Annotated in this window: 13 protein-coding genes; 9 read left to right on the top strand and 4 right to left on the bottom strand. The window is 67.0% G+C overall.

Annotated features, from left to right (window positions below; genetic code table 11):
* Window positions 1–13: 13 nt before the first annotated feature.
* The gene (locus tag ACNFJ7_RS17170; RefSeq protein ID WP_019368573.1) at window positions 14–796 is read right to left on the bottom strand and encodes a DeoR/GlpR family DNA-binding transcription regulator; all 783 of its coding nucleotides are present in this window, start codon (window positions 794–796) and stop codon (window positions 14–16) included.
* Window positions 796–2,328: a glycerol-3-phosphate dehydrogenase gene (locus ACNFJ7_RS17165; protein WP_058805489.1), complete on the bottom strand. Its 1,533-nt coding sequence runs from the start codon at window positions 2,326–2,328 to the stop codon at window positions 796–798. The genes ACNFJ7_RS17170 and ACNFJ7_RS17165 overlap by 1 nt, the downstream gene beginning before the upstream one ends.
* Before the next feature lie 80 nt (window positions 2,329–2,408).
* Between ACNFJ7_RS17165 and glpK the strand changes: the two genes are divergently transcribed.
* The 3 genes from glpK to ACNFJ7_RS17150 all read left to right on the top strand — a co-directional run bounded on the left by glpK (window position 2,409) and on the right by ACNFJ7_RS17150 (window position 5,788).
* Window positions 2,409–3,926, top strand: a complete 1,518-nt coding sequence (glpK, locus tag ACNFJ7_RS17160; protein WP_236704543.1) for a glycerol kinase GlpK — start codon at window positions 2,409–2,411, stop codon at window positions 3,924–3,926.
* A gap of 66 nt (window positions 3,927–3,992) precedes the next feature.
* On the top strand, window positions 3,993–4,577 hold the full coding sequence (locus ACNFJ7_RS17155) for an ANTAR domain-containing response regulator (RefSeq protein ID WP_019368570.1): 585 nt from the start codon (window positions 3,993–3,995) through the stop codon (window positions 4,575–4,577).
* Window positions 4,574–5,788, top strand: coding sequence for a CmpA/NrtA family ABC transporter substrate-binding protein (locus ACNFJ7_RS17150; protein ID WP_019368569.1), 1,215 nt, complete (start codon window positions 4,574–4,576; stop codon window positions 5,786–5,788). Before ACNFJ7_RS17155 ends, ACNFJ7_RS17150 begins: the two co-directional genes overlap by 4 nt.
* A gap of 394 nt (window positions 5,789–6,182) precedes the next feature.
* On the opposite strand, the gene ACNFJ7_RS17145 is transcribed toward ACNFJ7_RS17150, so the two are convergent.
* A complete protein-coding gene (locus tag ACNFJ7_RS17145) occupies window positions 6,183–6,518 on the bottom strand; it encodes a hypothetical protein (RefSeq protein WP_152997937.1) in 336 nt (111 codons plus the stop codon).
* Between the two features lie 294 nt (window positions 6,519–6,812).
* Between ACNFJ7_RS17145 and ACNFJ7_RS17140 the strand changes: the two genes are divergently transcribed.
* From ACNFJ7_RS17140 to cobA, 6 genes are all read left to right on the top strand, one after another.
* On the top strand, window positions 6,813–8,060 hold the full coding sequence (locus ACNFJ7_RS17140) for a nitrate/nitrite transporter (protein ID WP_019368568.1): 1,248 nt from the start codon (window positions 6,813–6,815) through the stop codon (window positions 8,058–8,060).
* 60 nt (window positions 8,061–8,120) lie between these two features.
* A complete protein-coding gene (locus tag ACNFJ7_RS17135; protein WP_019368567.1) occupies window positions 8,121–9,326 on the top strand; it encodes an alginate export family protein in 1,206 nt (401 codons plus the stop codon).
* 225 nt (window positions 9,327–9,551) lie between these two features.
* Window positions 9,552–12,053: a nitrite reductase large subunit NirB gene (gene nirB / locus ACNFJ7_RS17130; RefSeq protein WP_058805487.1), complete on the top strand. Its 2,502-nt coding sequence runs from the start codon at window positions 9,552–9,554 to the stop codon at window positions 12,051–12,053.
* Window positions 12,054–12,058: 5 nt separating this feature from the next.
* Window positions 12,059–12,385 carry a nitrite reductase small subunit NirD gene (nirD, locus tag ACNFJ7_RS17125; protein WP_026008963.1) on the top strand — a complete coding sequence of 109 codons (327 nt, stop codon included), beginning with the start codon at window positions 12,059–12,061 and terminating at the stop codon, window positions 12,383–12,385.
* The gene (locus ACNFJ7_RS17120; RefSeq protein WP_019368564.1) at window positions 12,382–14,970 is read left to right on the top strand and encodes a nitrate reductase; all 2,589 of its coding nucleotides are present in this window, start codon (window positions 12,382–12,384) and stop codon (window positions 14,968–14,970) included. Before nirD ends, ACNFJ7_RS17120 begins: the two co-directional genes overlap by 4 nt.
* On the top strand, window positions 14,960–15,766 hold the full coding sequence (gene cobA, locus ACNFJ7_RS17115; RefSeq protein ID WP_019368563.1) for a uroporphyrinogen-III C-methyltransferase: 807 nt from the start codon (window positions 14,960–14,962) through the stop codon (window positions 15,764–15,766). Before ACNFJ7_RS17120 ends, cobA begins: the two co-directional genes overlap by 11 nt.
* Here cobA and ACNFJ7_RS17110 read toward each other — a convergent pair.
* The gene (locus ACNFJ7_RS17110; protein WP_019368562.1) at window positions 15,742–16,428 is read right to left on the bottom strand and encodes a response regulator; all 687 of its coding nucleotides are present in this window, start codon (window positions 16,426–16,428) and stop codon (window positions 15,742–15,744) included. The two genes, cobA and ACNFJ7_RS17110, sit on opposite strands and share 25 nt — an antisense overlap.
* Window positions 16,429–16,589: the final 161 nt, after the last annotated feature.

The raw sequence follows: 16,589 nt of genomic DNA, 5'->3' as shown, positions 1-16,589 counted from the left end.
GAGGCCTTACCAATCAACGAGTCGTTTCGCGTACGTTCACTTTTCCGGCCTGACATGCTGCAATGATGCCGTCGTGCAACAGGCGGTCGGTGACCAGGTAATCCACTGCCGCAATCTCGGCGATGCGAACCGGCGCGGGCCGCCCGAACTTGCTCTGATCAGCGGCCAGAATGACGGTGCGCGCCTGTTCGATGATGGTCTGGGAAACGCGCACCTCGTCGACGTCAAAGTCGAGCAGCGTTCCCCCTGCATCGATCGCCGACGCGCCGATCAGCGCGAAGTCGACCTTGAAGCCGCGCAGGAAGTCCATCGCCAGCGCGCCTACCACCGCGCGATCGCTGGCCCGCACTCGTCCGCCGGCAACGATCACCTCAATCGTCGGAACCCCGCCGAGAATGTCCGCCACGTTGAGGTTGTTGGTAACGACCAGCAGGTGCCGGTGGTTGACCAGCGCACGGGCGATCGCTTCGGTCGTCGTGCCGATATTGATGAACAGACTGGCGCCGTCCGGCACCAGCGCCGCCGCCGCCGCGCCGATCGCGGCTTTCGCACTTGCTGCCACCTGGCGCCGCGCCTCGCGATCGAGATTGTCCACGCCCGACGTGACGATCGCGCCGCCATGAACTCGCGACAGCATCGCCCGCCTGGCGAGCAGGTTCAGGTCGCGGCGGATGGTCTGCGGCGTCACCTCCAACTCAGCTGCCAGCGCTTCCACGGTGACGCTGCCAGTGTGGCGGGCGAGTTCCAGGATCCGCGCATGGCGCTGGGCAACGATATCGGGCAGTTCCTCCGCCATCAGGCGCGCCGACGCAGACCGGGCGAATGCTCGCCGGCCAGATAGGCGGCGAGGCGAGCCGCCGTGTCCGGCGGCACGTGCAGGCCCAGCTTGCTGCGGCGGAACAATATGTCTTCCGCGGTCTGCGCCCATTCATGGGCGCGCAAATACTCGACTTCGCGTTCGGTCAGGCCCCCGCCGAAATCCTCGCCCAAGTCCACCATTGCGCGGGCATCGCCCAGCAGTGCCGCCACGCGCGTGCCATAGGCGCGGGCAAGGCGCCGCAGCAGCGGTGTGGGAAGACTAGGCCGCTCGGCCCGCAGCGCCTGCAGATAGGCCTCGAAATCGCCGTTCGCCATGTCACCACCCGGCAGCGCCGCACCCGCCGTCCAGGCACCCCCCGCCGCGGGCACGTGCGGCGCGAGTTCTGCCAGCGCATGCTCGGCCAGCTTGCGATACGTGGTGATCTTGCCGCCGAAAATGCTCAGCATCGGCGCCTGGCCCTCGCCGCCGTCCAGATCAAGCACATAATCGCGCGTGACCGCAGAGGCATTACCTTTCCGATCATCGTACAGCGGGCGGATGCCGGCATAGCTCCATACGATATCCGCTTCACGCGGCGCGCGCTCGAAATAGCGGGCGGCAGTGTCGAGCAGGTAGCGCGTCTCGCCTTCGCTGATCTGCGCCCTGCCCGGCGCGCCGTCCCAGGCCTCGTCGGTGGTACCTATCAGAGTGAAAGCACCTTCATAGGGAACCGTGAAGACGATCCGACGATCCGGGTTCTGCAGCATGAAGGCGTGGTCACCTTCGTACAGCCGTGGCACCACCAGATGGCTGCCCTTCACCAAGCGAAGTCCCCGGTCGGCGATAACATCGGGCACGCGGCCCAGCACATCCGCAACCCAAGGCCCCGCCGCGTTTACCAGCACCCGCGCCCGCACCTGCCACTGCGGGCCCGCTTCCTGGGCGATCGTCGCCTGCCACACGGCACCTTCCCGCCGCGCGTCGACCAGACGGGTGCGGGTGCGGATCTCCGCGCCGCGCGCCGCCGCGTCCATGGCGTTGAGTACCACCAGGCGACTGTCTTCTACCCAGCAGTCGGAGTAGACGAACGCCTTGCCTTGCGCCTGCTTCAGCCCGCGGCCGAAGGGCGTGTGCGCCAGATCGATGCTGTCGGTGCCAGGCAGTTTCTTTCGCCCGCCTAAGTGGTCGTAGAGAAACAGCCCCAGCCGCACCATCCAGGCCGGGCGCGGGGATTGCGTCTGCGGCAGCACGAACCGCAGCGGCCAGATGATGTGCGGCGCCATGCCCCAGAGCCGCTCGCGCTCTATCAGCGCCTCGCGCACCAGGCGGAACTCGCCATACTCCAAGTAGCGCAGCCCGCCATGGATCAGCTTGGTCGATGCCGAAGAGGTGTGGCTGGCGAGATCGTCCTGCTCGACCAGCAGGACGGAAAGGCCGCGCCCAGCCGCGTCGCGGGCGATGCCGGCGCCGTTGATGCCGCCGCCTACCACCAACAGGTCGTACAGGTCGCGGGATTGCGTTTCAGCCATGCTTCGTCCCAGCCAATTCTTCATACTTCTATAGCAGGATCGGCACGAAAACGAAAGCGTTGACGTGCGAACGAAAATACATGAGCCTTCAAACGAACATGGAGGGGAAGAAAGTGAAGAAGGTCCACATCCTGGCGATCGATCAGGGCACGACATCGACGCGCAGCGTGATCTTCGATTCGCAGGGGCGGCGCGTCGTCACGGCGCAGGTGGAATTCGCCCAGCATTATCCGTCACAGGGCTGGGTCGAGCATGATCCCGAGGATATCTGGCGCGACACGCTGTCCACCGCGCGAGAGGCGCTGGGAAAGAGCGGCCTCGGCGCCGCCGAGATCGCGGCGATCGGCATCACGAATCAGCGCGAGACCACCATCCTGTGGGATCGCGCGACCGGTGCTCCCATTTATTCGGCGATCGTCTGGCAGGATCGCCGCACCGCCGATCGCTGCCAGCAACTGAAGGCGGAAGGGGCCGAAGATCTCGTCCGCGCCCGTACGGGCCTGCTCGTCGACCCCTATTTCTCGGCAACCAAGATCGGCTGGATTCTCGACCATGTCGAAGGCGCCCGGGCCCGGGCAGAGCGCGGCGAGCTGGCGTTCGGCACCGTGGACTGTTTCCTGCTGTGGCGGCTGACCGGCGGCACGGTTCATGCAACCGATGTCACCAACGCCGCTCGCACCTGCCTGTGGGATATTCATCGCGGCGCGTGGGACGAAGACCTGTGTCGGCTGTTCGGCGTGCCCATGGCCGTGTTGCCGGCGGTGGAAGACAATGCCCATCTGTTCGGCACCACCGATCCGGCGCTGTTCGGGGCTCCCATCCCCATCGCCGGTATGGCGGGGGACCAGCAGGCAGCACTGTTTGGCCAATGCTGCTTCGCGCCCGGCATGGTGAAGTCCACATATGGTACCGGCTGTTTCATGCTGATGCACACGGGCGAGGAAGCAGTGGCCTCTACCCACCGCCTGCTCACCACTCCCGCCTATCGCATCGAGGGGCGCACCCAGTACGCGCTCGAAGGATCTATCTTCATCGCCGGCGCGGCGGTGAAGTGGCTGCGCGACGGCATCGGCGTCATCACCCATGCGCGGCAGACCAACGACATGGCGACGCGGGTACCCGACAGCCACGGAGTCTACATGGTACCCGCCTTTGTCGGCCTGGGTGCGCCGCATTGGGATCCCGATGCGCGCGGCGCGATCTTCGGCCTCACGCTCGGCGCCACCCAAGCCCATCTCGCCCGCGCCGCGCTCGAAGCGGTCGCCTATCAAACGCATGACCTGCTGGAGGCCATGGTGCGGGATGGCGGCGGCCAACCCGCCACGCTGCGCGTCGACGGCGGCATGGCGGCGAACGACTGGCTTTGCCGCTTCCTCGCCGACATCCTCCAGGTCTCGGTCGAGCGGCCGGACGATCTGGAGACCACGGCCCGCGGCGCGGCCTTCCTTGCGGGTCTTGCAGTCGGGCTGTGGTCCGGCCTGGACGAGCTTTCGCGCATCTGGTCGCGCCAGGCCTGTTTCGACCCGGACATGGAGGCCGGCCATCGGGCAACCCTGCTCGCCGGCTGGCACGACGCCCTGGAGCGAACGCTCCGGTAACGCTCGGAAATTGACGGGCCGCAGCTTTGCTGCCACCCCTGCTGCATCTGCGAAGGGGACGCTGGGGTGCGGATCGTCATAGTCGATGACAGCGGTGCGCGCGCGTCGGTCCTGGAAGAGGGCCTGCGCGAGGCCGGCTATGACGACATCCATTTCGTGCCGCCGCGCGGCGCCTTTGTCGCGCGGATCGAGCGGATGGCGCCCGATGTCGTGCTGATGGACCTGGGCAGCCCCAGCCGCGACACGCTGGAGGAAATGCTCCTCGTAAGCCGCGCACTCGCCAAGCCGATCGCGATGTTCGTCGACCAGTCCGACGATTCGATGATCGGCGCAGCGATCGATGCGGGCGTTTCCGCTTATGTCGTCGACGGCTTGCGCAAGGATCGGGTGAAGCCGATCCTCGAGCTGGCGGTGCGGCGGTTCACCGCTTTTTCCCGTATGCAGAGCGAACTGGACGAAGCGCGCACCGCGCTCGCCAACCGCAAGACGATCGACAAGGCCAAGGCGATATTGATGGCGCAGCGCGGATTGAACGAACCCGATGCCTATGCGCTGCTGCGCTCGACGGCGATGAACCAGGGACGGCGGCTGGTCGACGTGGCCGAGGCGCTGATCACCGCAAGCAGCCTGTTGGGCGGAGGCGGCGCATGACCACGATACGCGCCGCCTTCCTGCCACTGACCGACAGCGCCGTGCTGGTCGCCGCGCGCGAAAAGGGGTTCGCCGAGGCGCAAAGCATTGACCTGGAGCTGGTTCGCACCACCAGCTGGGCGACGCTGCGCGACCGGCTGGTCTATGGCCAGGTACAAGCCGCGCAGATGCTCGCGCCGCTCGCCGTCGCGGTGACCCTGGGTCTTAGCCAGCAGCCGGCAGCCCTTTCGGCGCCGTTCAAGCTCAACAGCAACGGCAACATGCTGGTGATGTCCGGCGAGTTCGCGGCGGCGCTGGAGCCCGACCTTCCCGCCCGGCTGGCCGATCCGCTGGGCACGGGCCACGACTTTGCCACCGCGATCGGGCTGTTCCGCCGCAAGCCGATCATCGGCATCGTGCACCGCTTTTCGGGCCACGCGCTGATGCTGCGCTATTGGCTGGGCAGCGTGGGCATCGATCCCGACCGCGACGTGGTGCTCCGGGTGCTGCCGCCCTCGCTGACCGTGGAGGCGATGCGGCTGGGCGAGATCGACGGGTTTATCGCCGGCGACCCCTGGCCGGCTGCGGCGATCGCGCAGGGCCTGGCCGAAGCGGTGGCGATCGGCGCGCGCATCTGGCAGCGCGGCGTCGAGAAAGTACTGGCGCTGCGCACCGACTGGATGGAGGCGCATGCCGACACCGTCGACCGGCTGCTGCTTGCACTGGCACAGGCGGCGCGCTGGTGCGACGACCCGGCGAACCGCGGCGAACTGGCGGCCTTGCTGGCGCGCGACGCCTATGTCGGCGAGCCCGCCGAGCTGATCGAGGCATCGCTGGCCGGCATCGTGATCCCCCGGGCCAGCGCCCCGGCGATCCTGCAGCCCGATTTCCTGCTGTTCCACCGCGAGGCGACCGCCTTCCCCTGGCGCAGCCAGGCGCTGTGGATCTATTCACAGCTCGTCCGCTGGAAACAAGCGGAACCCAGCGCGGAGGCCCAGGCAGCCGCCGGCGCGGTGTTCCGCCCGGACATGTACCGCCGCGCACTGGCCGCCAGCGGCGAGCCGATGCCCGGTGCCAGCATGAAGCTGGAAGGCGCCGTCGGCGTCTCCACCGGGGTGGGATCCCACCATGGCGCCCTGACGCTCGGGCCCGACCGCTTTTTCGACGGACGGGTTTTCGATCCCGAGCGACTGGAGGAGTATCTGGCCGCCTTTGGACAGGTGCGCAGCTAGGCCGTAAGCCATTGATGTTGGCTAAAATAAAAGGATACGGACTGCTGGTGAGCGCCGTCGCGCCGGGTGGCAGCCACCGGCCAAAGTTTAGGAAGTTTAGGCCTGTGCGCCTCGACGGTGCGCACCACAGGCCGACCCGACGACATGAAGTTTAGGAAGTTTAGGCTCATGCGGCGTTTGTCATGTGCCTGATTGTCGAAACGCTGACCGGGGCCACGAAGCGCGTCGCTTCGCGAGCAGGACGAAGTTACCGAACCAATCAAAGAGCACGATGTGCGGAACATATAGTGAATATCACTAAACGCGCAAGTCAACGTCTGCGGAGGTTCGACGCGGCGAACAAGGATCGCCGCAACCACGCGAGTTGGTCGGAAGCAGTCGTTTGTGAAGTTGTTCAATCTGCTTCGACAAGTAGTGCGCAGGGCCTTTTTCCGACGATGCGCACTGCCGTGTGCAGGCCTCCCGTCACAGACCCCCATTGTTTGCGCACACCGTTTGTGCACCGAACCTCGATGGTACCTTCGACCCGAGGAATAGCGAAGAAGTAGCCGTTCCAAATGCGACGCAGCCTTTGCTCGGCTCCGCCGCTGTTCGTGACAAAGGCGGTTTCCACCCCGCCAGTTTCATCAATGACAATCGCGGTGCCCGATATCCAGAAGAAGGCCGCCGTTACAGCCAACGCCCCCGCGCCGATCAGCCATGGAAAAGGACCGGAAAGCAAAGTGCGCATGCGGCAGCATCAACCAATTCACGAATGTCAGCAAGCGGTGCAGCAGCCGTCGGCAGAGCGTCGGCCTATCCGCCTGAAGACGTCTTTCCAACTTCGCGCTTGCAGCAAAACGCAATCCGCGCGATGATCCCCGAGTCGCGCATCGAAGCGCGCCCATCGGGAGGGCACCCCAAGGCCGGGGCAAGCCTCCCCCTCTGAACGCAGCAAAGCCGCTGACCGGATTTCGCAACCGTGCGAACGTCCGGCGAGCGGCTTTTTTCATGTCCTTTTCAGATCGGCATTGGGGAAGTCATCATGGCAACGGCATTTCTGGATCAACGCGTGCAAGAACCTGGCAGCACGACGAAAGACGGCAGTTTCTGGCGCAGCGGGCATTGGCCGACGCTCGTCGCCGCGTTCCTCTATTTCGATCTCGCCTTCATGGTGTGGGTGCTGCTCGGGCCGCTGGCGCCCGACATCGCCAAGACGCTGCACCTCACCGCCGCGCAAAAGGGGCTGATGGTGGCGACGCCCACGCTCGCCGGTGCGTTCCTGCGCGTCGTCAATGGGTTGCTGGTCGATCGCATCGGCCCGAAGCGCTCGGGTGCGATCAGCCAGCTGATCGTGATCGGCGGCCTGCTTTCCGCCTATCTGATGGGCGTGAACAGCTTTGGCGGCACGCTGGCACTGGGCGTGATCCTGGGCTTTGCGGGGGCGAGCTTCGCGATCGCGCTGCCGCTCGCCAGCCGCTGGTATCCGGCCGAGCACCAGGGCAAGGCGATGGGCCTGGCCGGGATGGGCAATTCGGGAACGGTTCTCGCCGCGCTGTTCGCGCCGGCGCTCGCCAAGCTGTTCGGGTGGAACGCGGTGCTGGGGCTGGCCTGCATCCCACTCGCGATCGTGTTCGTGCTGTACATGGCGATGGCGAAGGATGCACCGAACGCCCCAGCGCCGAAGAGCTGGCTCGAATATCTCCACCCGCTCAAGTCCGCCGACGCCTGGTGGCTGATGGGCTTCTATTCGGTGACGTTCGGCGGCTTTGTCGGTCTCGCGGCATCGCTGCCAATCTATTTCACCGACCAGTTCGGACTGAGCACCATCGTTGCGGGCTATTGCACCGCGGCCTGCGTCTTCGCCGGTTCGCTGGTTCGGCCGCTGGGCGGCGCGCTGGCCGACAAGATCGGTGGCGTGAAGGCGCTGACCGGCGTGTTCCTGGTCGCCGCCGCTGCACTGGCGGGTGTCAGCGTGGCTGCCACCCTGCCCGCCGCACTAGCCTGCTTCGTCCTGGCGATGCTGGCGCTGGGCACCGGTAACGGATCGGTGTTTCAGTTGGTGCCGCAGCGCTTCCAGGCGGAGATCGGCGTGATGACCGGGCTCGTCGGCATGGCAGGCGGCGTTGGCGGCTTCTATCTCGCTTCCTCGCTGGGCTTCGCCAAGCAACTGGCGGGCAGTTTTTCGCCCGGTTTTCTGATCTTTGCCGGGCTGTCGCTGGCGGCGCTCGCGGGGCTCAGCGCGGTAAAAATGAAGTGGCGCGCGACCTGGAACACGGCCGCTCGGATATAATTGACTGGATAGGCGGCGTTTCTTGCGAGATGCCGCCGCTTTCGGACCGAAGGAAGATCGATGCGTTTCTGGATCCCCATGGCGACGGCGCTCGTCGCCGCCGCCCCGGCTTGCGCGCAGGAGGTTAGCGTCAAGCCGCTGATCGAGGGGCGCACCCGCTACGAACATGTCGACCAGGACGGACTGGCGGCGGCGTCCGACGCCGTGACGATCCGCCTGCGGGCGGGCGTGGAGGCGACCCGCGGGCCCTGGTCGGTACTGGGCGAGGCGCAGGGCAACCTGGCCGTCGTCGACAAATATTATGACGGATTGCGCGGAGTGGCCGATCGACCGGTGATCGGCGATCCGGAAAACGCCGCCATCTATCGCGCGCAGATCCGCTATCGCACCCAGCCGCTGACCGTGACCGCCGGGCGCCAGCGCATCACCCTGGACGACGAGCGCTTCGTGGGTGCCGCCGGCTTCCGCAACAACGGCCAGACCTATGATGCGGTGCGTACCGAACTCGTGCCGCTGAAGGGGGTGAAGGTCGACGTCACCTATGCGTGGAACGTCCGCACCGTATGGGGCAGCGACGGGCGCGGCTTCCGGCAGCGCGGCGTCTCCGGCGACAATGTGTTCGCCAACATATCGGCCGCGACGCCGATCGGCACGCTCACCGGCTTCGCCTATCTGGTGGATCAGGACGAAGCCGCCGTGCAGGGTTATCGCCTGTCGAACCAGAATTACGGCGCGCGCCTGGCGGGCAGCCAGCCGATCGCCCCAAAAGTGAAGCTGAACTATCAGTTCAGCTATGCTCGCCAGTCCGATTATCACCGCAATCCCAACGACTATAAGGCCGATTACTGGCTGGCGGACGGGGCGCTCGATATCGGCAACTGGACGCTGAATGCCGGGTACGAAGTGCTCGGCGCGGGCAACGGCACGGCGCTCACCAGCTTCCAGACGCCGCTCGGCAGCGTGTTCAAGTTTCAGGGCTGGGCGGACAAGTTCACCACCAATCCGCCGAACGGCCTGCACGACATCTATGTCGGCGGCAGCCATAGCTGGAAGAAGGTGGGCAAGATCGACCTTCTCTCGTTCCAGGCGCTGTACCACCGTTTCCAGAGCGACCGGCTGGACCAGCATTATGGCGACGTGGTGAACCTGCTTGCCACGGTGAAGGTGAAGAAGACCGCAATCTCCGCGCGCTACGCCCGCTACAAGGCGGATCGGTTCGCCACCGACACCACCAAGATGTGGCTGCAGCTCGACTGGACCTACTGACCGGATCCTCCCCGCGCAGGGGAGGATTTTCCGGAACCACTTGAGCAGTCGCCCGAATCGGGCTATGCTGCACCGCGAAGGACAAGGCTGTCCTTACCCACATAGCCACGCCAGCCCGCCGATGGGCAAAACGTGGTCCTGTTGATGGCAAAGCCGCCATCCAGCGCTCGGTTCGAAAGACCGGGCGCCGGATGGCGGCTTTTTTTTCGTTTTGGAGCCAAGCGGATGGAGTTTCTGGAACCCACGGCGATCCTCGCCGACGAAAGCCCCGCCCCGGCGGAACACCCCGCCGACACGCGCGAGCATCTCGTCGTCATCGGCAACGGCATGGCCGGTTGTCGGGCGGTGGAGGAACTGCTCGCGCGGGACGGCACGCGCTACCGCGTCACCATTTTCGGCGCCGAGCCGCATGTGAACTACAACCGGATCATGCTGTCGCCGGTGCTGGCAGGCGAGAAGACATTCCAGGAAATCGTCATCAACGACCATGGCTGGTACGCGCAGCACGGCATCGAGCTGGTCGCCGGCGATCCCGTGGTGGCGATCGACCGCGCCGCGCGCATCGTGACGGCCAAGTCGGGTCGCGTCACCGGCTATGACAAGCTGCTGATCGCCACCGGCTCGGATCCGTTCATCATCCCGGTGCCGGGGCATAGCCTCCCCGGCGTGATCAGCTTCCGCGACATGGCCGATGTCGATGCGATGCTGGCGGCGGCAGGCGAAGGCGGCGATGCGGTGGTGATCGGCGGCGGGCTGCTCGGGCTGGAGGCGGCGCATGGTCTCACCCTCCGCGGCATGAACGTTACCGTGCTCCACCTGATGCCGACGCTGATGGAGCGCCAGCTCGACGAAGCGGCCGGGTGGCTGCTCAAGTCCGCGCTTGAGGCGCGCGGGCAGACGATCCTCACCGGCGCCGACACCGCCGCGATCCTGGGCGACGGCAAGGTCGAAGGCGTGCAGCTGAAGGACGGCCGCGTCATTCCGGCCAAGCTGGTGGTGATGGCGGTGGGCATCCGGCCTTCGGTGAAGCTCGCCCGTGAGGCCGGACTGGCAGTGGGCCGCGGCATCCAGGTCGACGACCATATGGTGACCAGCGACGCCAACGTGCTCGCGGTGGGCGAATGCGTAGAGCATGACGGGCAATGCTATGGGCTGGTGGCACCCTTGTGGGACATGTGCCGCAGCCTGGCCGACGGGCTGGTCGCACGCGAGAATCCCTATCGCGGATCGGTGACCTCGACCAAGCTCAAGGTCGCCGGGCTCGACGTGTTCTCGGCCGGTGACTTCTCCGGCGGCGAGGGCTGCGAGGACATCGTGCTGCGCGATGCGGCGCGCGGCATCTACAAGCGGGTGGTGCTGAAGGACGATCGCGTGATCGGCGCGGTGCTGTTCGGCGACACCGCCGATGGCGGCTGGTATTTCGACCTGCTCAAGAAGGGCGAGAGCGTCGCCGCGATCCGCGACGTGCTGATCTACGGCCAGGCCTTCGCCTCGGGAGGGGGGCAGCTGGACCCTAAGGCTGCCGTTGCGGCGCTCTCGGACGATGCCGAGATCTGCGGCTGCAACGGCGTCTCGAAGGGGCAGGTGGTCGCCACGATCCACGGCGGGGCGTGCAGCCTCGATGCGGTGCGGGCCGGCTGCAAGGCTTCGGCCAGCTGCGGATCGTGCACCGGCATCGTCGAGAACCTACTCGCGCTGATTCTGGGCGAGGACGGCGTACAGGCCGGGCCGAAGACGATGTGCAAATGCACCAGCTATGGCCATGACGAGGTGCGTCGCGCGATCGTCGAACAGGGCATGCGCGCCATTCCGGAGGTGATGCAGACGCTGCACTGGTCGACGCCCGACGGCTGTTCCTCCTGCCGGCCGGCGCTCAACTATTATCTGCTCTGCGCGCTGCCGGGCGAATATATCGACGACCAGCAGAGCCGTTTCGTCAACGAGCGGCTCCACGCCAACATCCAGAAGGACGGCACCTATTCGGTGGTGCCGCGCATGTGGGGCGGAGTGACCACGCCCACCGAGCTGCGCGCGATCGCCGATGTGGTGGAGAAGTACAACGCGCCGATGGTGAAGGTCACCGGCGGCCAGCGGCTGGATATCTTCGGCATCCGCAAGGAGGACCTGCCTGCGGTCTGGGCGGACCTGAACGCGGCGGGGATGGTCTCGGGGCACGCCTATGCCAAGGCGCTGCGGACGGTGAAGACCTGCGTCGGCTCCGAATGGTGCCGCTTCGGCACGCAGGACTCGACCGGGCTCGGCATCAGGCTGGAGCGGGGCTTCTGGGGCAGCTGGATGCCGCACAAGTTCAAGATGGCGGTCTCCGGCTGCCCGCGGAACTGCGCGGAGGCGACGATCAAGGACTTCGGCGTGGTGTGCGTCGACTCGGGCTACGAGCTGCATGTCGGCGGCAATGGCGGCATCCATGTCCGCGCGACCGACCTGCTGGTGAAGGTCGCGACCGAAGAGGAGGCGATGCACTACGCCGCCGCCTTCGTGCAGCTCTATCGCGAGGAAGCACGCTATCTGGAGCGCACCGCGCCGTGGATCGAGCGGGTAGGGCTCGCTTCGGTGAAGGCCCGTGTCGTGGAGGACGAGGCCGGCCGCGACGCGCTCGCCGCGCGCTTCTGGCATTCGCAATCCTTCAGCCAGGACGATCCCTGGGCCGATCGCGTCGCCGGCGCCGATGCCGGTCTCCATCAGCCCCTTCTTGCCGCCGCGGAGTGATGTCCATGACCGACTGGATCGATATCGGCACGCTTGCCGACCTGCCGCTGCGGGGCAGCCGCACGCTGACGCTGGGCGGCGAGCCCATCGCGGTGTTCCGCACCCATGACGACCGGGTCTTCGCGCTGATCGACCGCTGCCCGCACAAGGGCGGCCCGCTGAGCGCCGGCATCGTCCACGGCCATGCGGTGGCCTGCCCGCTCCACAACATGCGCATTTCGCTGGCGACCGGCGCAGCGGTCGGCGAAGATGTCGGCTGCACGCCGGTGGTGCCGGTGCGGGTGGAAGGCGAGCGGATCCTGCTCGCCAGCCCGGTGCGGGCGGCGGCGTGAGGAGGGCCACCCACACCACCTGCGCCTATTGCGGAGTAGGCTGCGGCGTCCGCGCCACCGTCACCGGCGAGCGCACCGTGCGCATCGAGGGTGATCCCGAGCATCCCGCCAACCGGGGACGGCTCTGCTCCAAGGGCACGCATCTTGGCGAGACCGTTGGTCTGGAGGGCCGCCTGCTCCACCCGATGATCGGCGCGCGTCGCGCCAGCTGGGACAAGGCGCTCGACCTCGTCGCCCGTCGCTTCCGCGAGACAATCGCCGAGCACGGCCCCGACAGCGTCGCCTTCTACGTCTCCGGGCAGCTGCTGACCGAGGATTACTACGTGGCCAACAAGCTGATGAAGGGGTTCATCGGCTCGGCCAATATCGACACCAATTCGCGGCTTTGCATGTCGAGTGCGGTTGCCGGCCATATGCGCGCATTCGGCGAAGACGTGGTGTCGGGCAGCTATGCCGACCTCGACGCCGCCGACCTGATCGTACTGGTCGGATCGAACACGGCGTGGTGCCACCCGGTCCTCTATCAGCGCATCATGGCCGCTCGCACCGAACGCGGCACCAAGCTGGTGGTGATCGACCCGCGCCGGACGGAAACCGCAGAGGAGGCCGACCTCCACCTGCCGCTGCGCCCGGGCAGTGACGTGGCGCTGTTCAACGGCCTGCTCGCGCACTGCCGCGCCGAGGGACTGGCCGACGCCGGCGAGCTCGACACGCCGGACGGGTTTTGGGAAGCGCTGGGCGAGGGCCACGATCTCTGGACCACGGCCCAGACCTGCGACCTACCCCCGGCCGATCTCCAGCGCTTCTACCAGCTGTTCGTCGCACATCCCCGCACGGTGACCTTGTTCAGCCAGGGCATCAACCAGTCGATCCGCGGGACGGATCAGGTGAACGCGATCCTCAACCTCCATCTCGCCACCGGCCGCATCGGCAGGCCCGGCGCGGCGCCCTTCTCGATCACCGGCCAACCCAATGCGATGGGCGGTCGCGAGGTGGGCGGCCTTGCCTCGACGCTGGCGGCGCATCGCGGCTTCGGGGAGCAGGACATCGCCGATGTCGGTCGCTTCTGGGCCGCCGAGCGCATGGCGACCAAACCCGGACTGAAGGCGGTGGACCTGTTTCGCGCGGTCGGGGAGGGACGGATCAAGGCCTTGTGGATCATGGCGACCAACCCCGCCGTGTCGATGCCCGATGCCGGCCGCGTGCGCGAGGCGCTGGCCGCCTGCCCCTTCGTCGTCGTCTCCGACGTGATCGCCGAGACCGACACCAGCGTCCACGCCCATGTCCGCCTGCCCGCCGCGGCCTGGGGGGAGAAGGACGGCACCGTCACCAATTCCGAACGCACGATCAGCCGCCAGCGCGCGTTTCTGCCGCTTCCAGGAGAAGCGAAGCCGGACTGGTGGATCGTGACCCAGGTGGCGCGGCGGATGGGGTTCCGCACCGCCTTCACCTATGATCGGCCGGCCGAGATCTGGCGCGAACACGCCCGGCTCACCGCCTTTCGCAATAATGGTACCCGCATGCTCGATCTTCGCGCCAAGGCGGCGATCGGCAATCACGATTATGATGCGATGGCACCGTTCCAGTGGAGCGCACGGCCTTTCGCGGACGGTCGATACCCGACCTCCACCGGCCATGCCCGGCTGGTCGCAGTCACGCAGCGCCCGCTGGAAGCACCGCTTCGCGACTGGCCGATGACGCTCAATACCGGCCGCTATCGCGATCAGTGGCACACCATGACCCGCACCGGCCTGTCGCCCAAGCTTGCGCGCCACCGGGAGGAGCCACTGGTCGAGATCCACCCCGAGGACGCCGTGACACTGGGTCTGGACGACGGCGGGCTGGCACGGCTGACCACGCCGCAGGGGGAGAGCGTGTTTCGTGTCGCGCATCATTCCGGCCAACGGCGAGGCGAGCTGTTCACGCCGATCCACTGGACCGACCGCCAATCGAGCGGCGGTCGCACCGGCCTGCTCGCCCGTGACCTTGCCGATCCGCATTCGGGCCAGCCCGGCTTCAAGCTGTGCCCGGCCAGGATCACCCCCGTCGCTGTTGACTGGCGCGGCTTTCTGATCGTCCATGGCGACGCGCCCTCGCCCGACTGCCTATGGGCGACTCGTGTTACCGTGCCCGGCGGAGCGCTGTTCGAGCTGGCCGGCCGTGGCGGTTCGACCGAACTCGATCGCGCTCTTCCAAAAGGCGAGCGCATCGAGGCGATCGATCCCGCGCGCGGCACCCGGCGCATCGCCATCCTGCGCGAAGGCAGGCTCGCCGCCATATTGTTCGTCACCCGCACCGGTGAATTGCCAGGTCGCGACTGGCTGATCGCACAGCTTGGCCGCCCCCAGGGCTTGCAGGTGCTGGCAGGGCGCGCGCCGGGGGCGCAGGTCGATCGCGGGCCGGTGGTGTGCGCCTGCTTCGATGTCGGCCTGCACACGATCGTCGCGGCAATCCGCGATCAGCAGCTGGTGGACGTCGCCGCGATTGGCGCCGCCATCGGCGCCGGCACCAATTGCGGCTCCTGCCGCCCCGCACTTGCCCGCATCCTCACCGAAATGCCAAAGGAAGCCGCACATGGTCGATGATTTCCCTGCAGGCAGCGTATGGCTGGTCGGCGCAGGCCCGGGCGATCCGGATCTTCTGACCCGCAAGGCCGAACGGCTGCTGCGCACCGCGACCATCGTGTTCTACGATGCGCTGGTCGGCGCCGGCGTCCTCGACCTCATCCCCAAGGCGGTGCAGCGCGTGCCGGTGGGCAAGCGCTCCGGTCGCCATTCCAAGGACCAGGATTCGATCAACAGCCTTCTGGTGCAGGCGGCCCAGGCGGGCGGGCGCGTCGTGCGACTGAAGGGGGGAGATCCTTCGATCTTCGGCCGCTCCATGGAGGAAATAACCTCCTTGGCGGGCGCAGGCATCGCCACTCGCATCTGTCCGGGCATCACTGCGGCAAGCGCCGCCGCCGCCGCGGCCGGGCTGTCGCTGTCGCTGCGCGGTCTCGCCCGTCGCGTTCAGTTCGCCACGGCGCACAAGCGCGGCGAGGAGCCGCTCGACCTCGATTGGCCGGCGCTCGCCGATCCCGCCTGCACCACGATCTTCTATATGGGTCGCGGTGCCGCGCCGGAAATCAGCCGACAACTGCAGCGCGCCGGGCTGGCGGGATCTACCCCGGTCCTCGTCGCCTGCGATGTGAGCCTGCCGGCGGAACGCTTCCTCCACACCCGGCTCGATCTGCTGCCGATCGCTGTTCAGGGGCTTGCGGGCGACGGGCCGACCTTGATCCTGGTCGGCGCCGCCATGGCGCAGGCGGCCGCACCGGGGCACGCCCTCTCGGCGGAGCAGCGGGCCGCAAGCCCGTATCAGCCCTCCGCAATCAGCCGATAGCCGACGCCCGGTTCGTTGCGGATCAGCGACCGGGCAGGATCGGCATCGAGCTTGCGGCGAACGCCGCGCGCCGCCACCCGCAGATATTCGACATCGTCTTCGCGGCCGATGCCCCAGATCGTGCGCAGCAACTGACTATGCGTCACGACGCGGCCCGGGTGCCTGGCCAATTCGGCGAGGAATGCAAATTCCTTCGGCGTCAGGTGCACCTCCTCCCCTGCCCTGCGTATCTGGCGGTTGGCGATATCGATCGCGACATCGCCGATCCGCACCGGCGGCGCGTCCGTCTCGCGCGCACGACGATGGCGCAGGGCGGTTCGCACGCGGGCCAGCACTTCCGCCATGTCGAACGGCTTCGTCACATAGTCATCGGCTCCCAGGTCCAGCGCCGTCACTTTCTGGTCGGTGCCGTCGCGCGCGGAAATCACCAGCACGGCAACCCCCGCACCTTTCAGCAGCGGCACAAGCTCCATCCCGTCCCGATCCGGCAGGCCAAGGTCGAGCAGCACCGCATCAAGTCGCTCCGCCTGCAGCGCGGCCAGTGCGGCATGCGCCGTGCCGGCTTCCACCACCCGATATCCGGCGCGATCAAGGCCGATGGCCAGCAATCGCCGGATCGCGGCATCGTCTTCCACCACCAGCAAGGTTGGGGAGGGGCTCATGCCGGCTGCACGCCACTGACGAACAAGGTTTCGTCGAAGCTGCCGGCACAGCATGGGCCAGCGCCATGGCTGGAGCGGGCCGCAGCGATACATGGAGGATCGGGTGGAGCTGCCTGGCGCACCCGGTGCTTGTGCCCCGATCGCGGCCATGCTGTCGAGAG

Origin of the sequence: Sphingomonas sp. HT-1, from assembly GCF_048568905.1 — a bacterium.
Taxonomy (GTDB): Bacteria; Pseudomonadota; Alphaproteobacteria; order Sphingomonadales; family Sphingomonadaceae; genus Sphingomonas.
This window is presented reverse-complemented; position numbering and strand designations above follow the sequence as displayed.

What these genes read in the sequence shown, in the direction of transcription:
- ACNFJ7_RS17145 (WP_152997937.1), bottom strand. Translation starts at nt 6,518, where the DNA reads ATGCGCACTTTGCTTTCCGGTCCTTTTCCATGGCTGATCGGCGCGGGG.
- ACNFJ7_RS17170 (WP_019368573.1), bottom strand. Translation starts at nt 796, where the DNA reads ATGGCGGAGGAACTGCCCGATATCGTTGCCCAGCGCCATGCGCGGATC.
- cobA (WP_019368563.1), top strand. Translation starts at nt 14,960, where the DNA reads ATGGTCGATGATTTCCCTGCAGGCAGCGTATGGCTGGTCGGCGCAGGC.
- ACNFJ7_RS17135 (WP_019368567.1), top strand. Translation starts at nt 8,121, where the DNA reads ATGCGTTTCTGGATCCCCATGGCGACGGCGCTCGTCGCCGCCGCCCCG.
- nirB (WP_058805487.1), top strand. Translation starts at nt 9,552, where the DNA reads ATGGAGTTTCTGGAACCCACGGCGATCCTCGCCGACGAAAGCCCCGCC.
- ACNFJ7_RS17150 (WP_019368569.1), top strand. Translation starts at nt 4,574, where the DNA reads ATGACCACGATACGCGCCGCCTTCCTGCCACTGACCGACAGCGCCGTG.
- ACNFJ7_RS17165 (WP_058805489.1), bottom strand. Translation starts at nt 2,328, where the DNA reads ATGGCTGAAACGCAATCCCGCGACCTGTACGACCTGTTGGTGGTAGGC.
- nirD (WP_026008963.1), top strand. Translation starts at nt 12,059, where the DNA reads ATGACCGACTGGATCGATATCGGCACGCTTGCCGACCTGCCGCTGCGG.
- ACNFJ7_RS17140 (WP_019368568.1), top strand. Translation starts at nt 6,813, where the DNA reads ATGGCAACGGCATTTCTGGATCAACGCGTGCAAGAACCTGGCAGCACG.
- glpK (WP_236704543.1), top strand. Translation starts at nt 2,409, where the DNA reads ATGAGCCTTCAAACGAACATGGAGGGGAAGAAAGTGAAGAAGGTCCAC.
- ACNFJ7_RS17110 (WP_019368562.1), bottom strand. Translation starts at nt 16,428, where the DNA reads ATGAGCCCCTCCCCAACCTTGCTGGTGGTGGAAGACGATGCCGCGATC.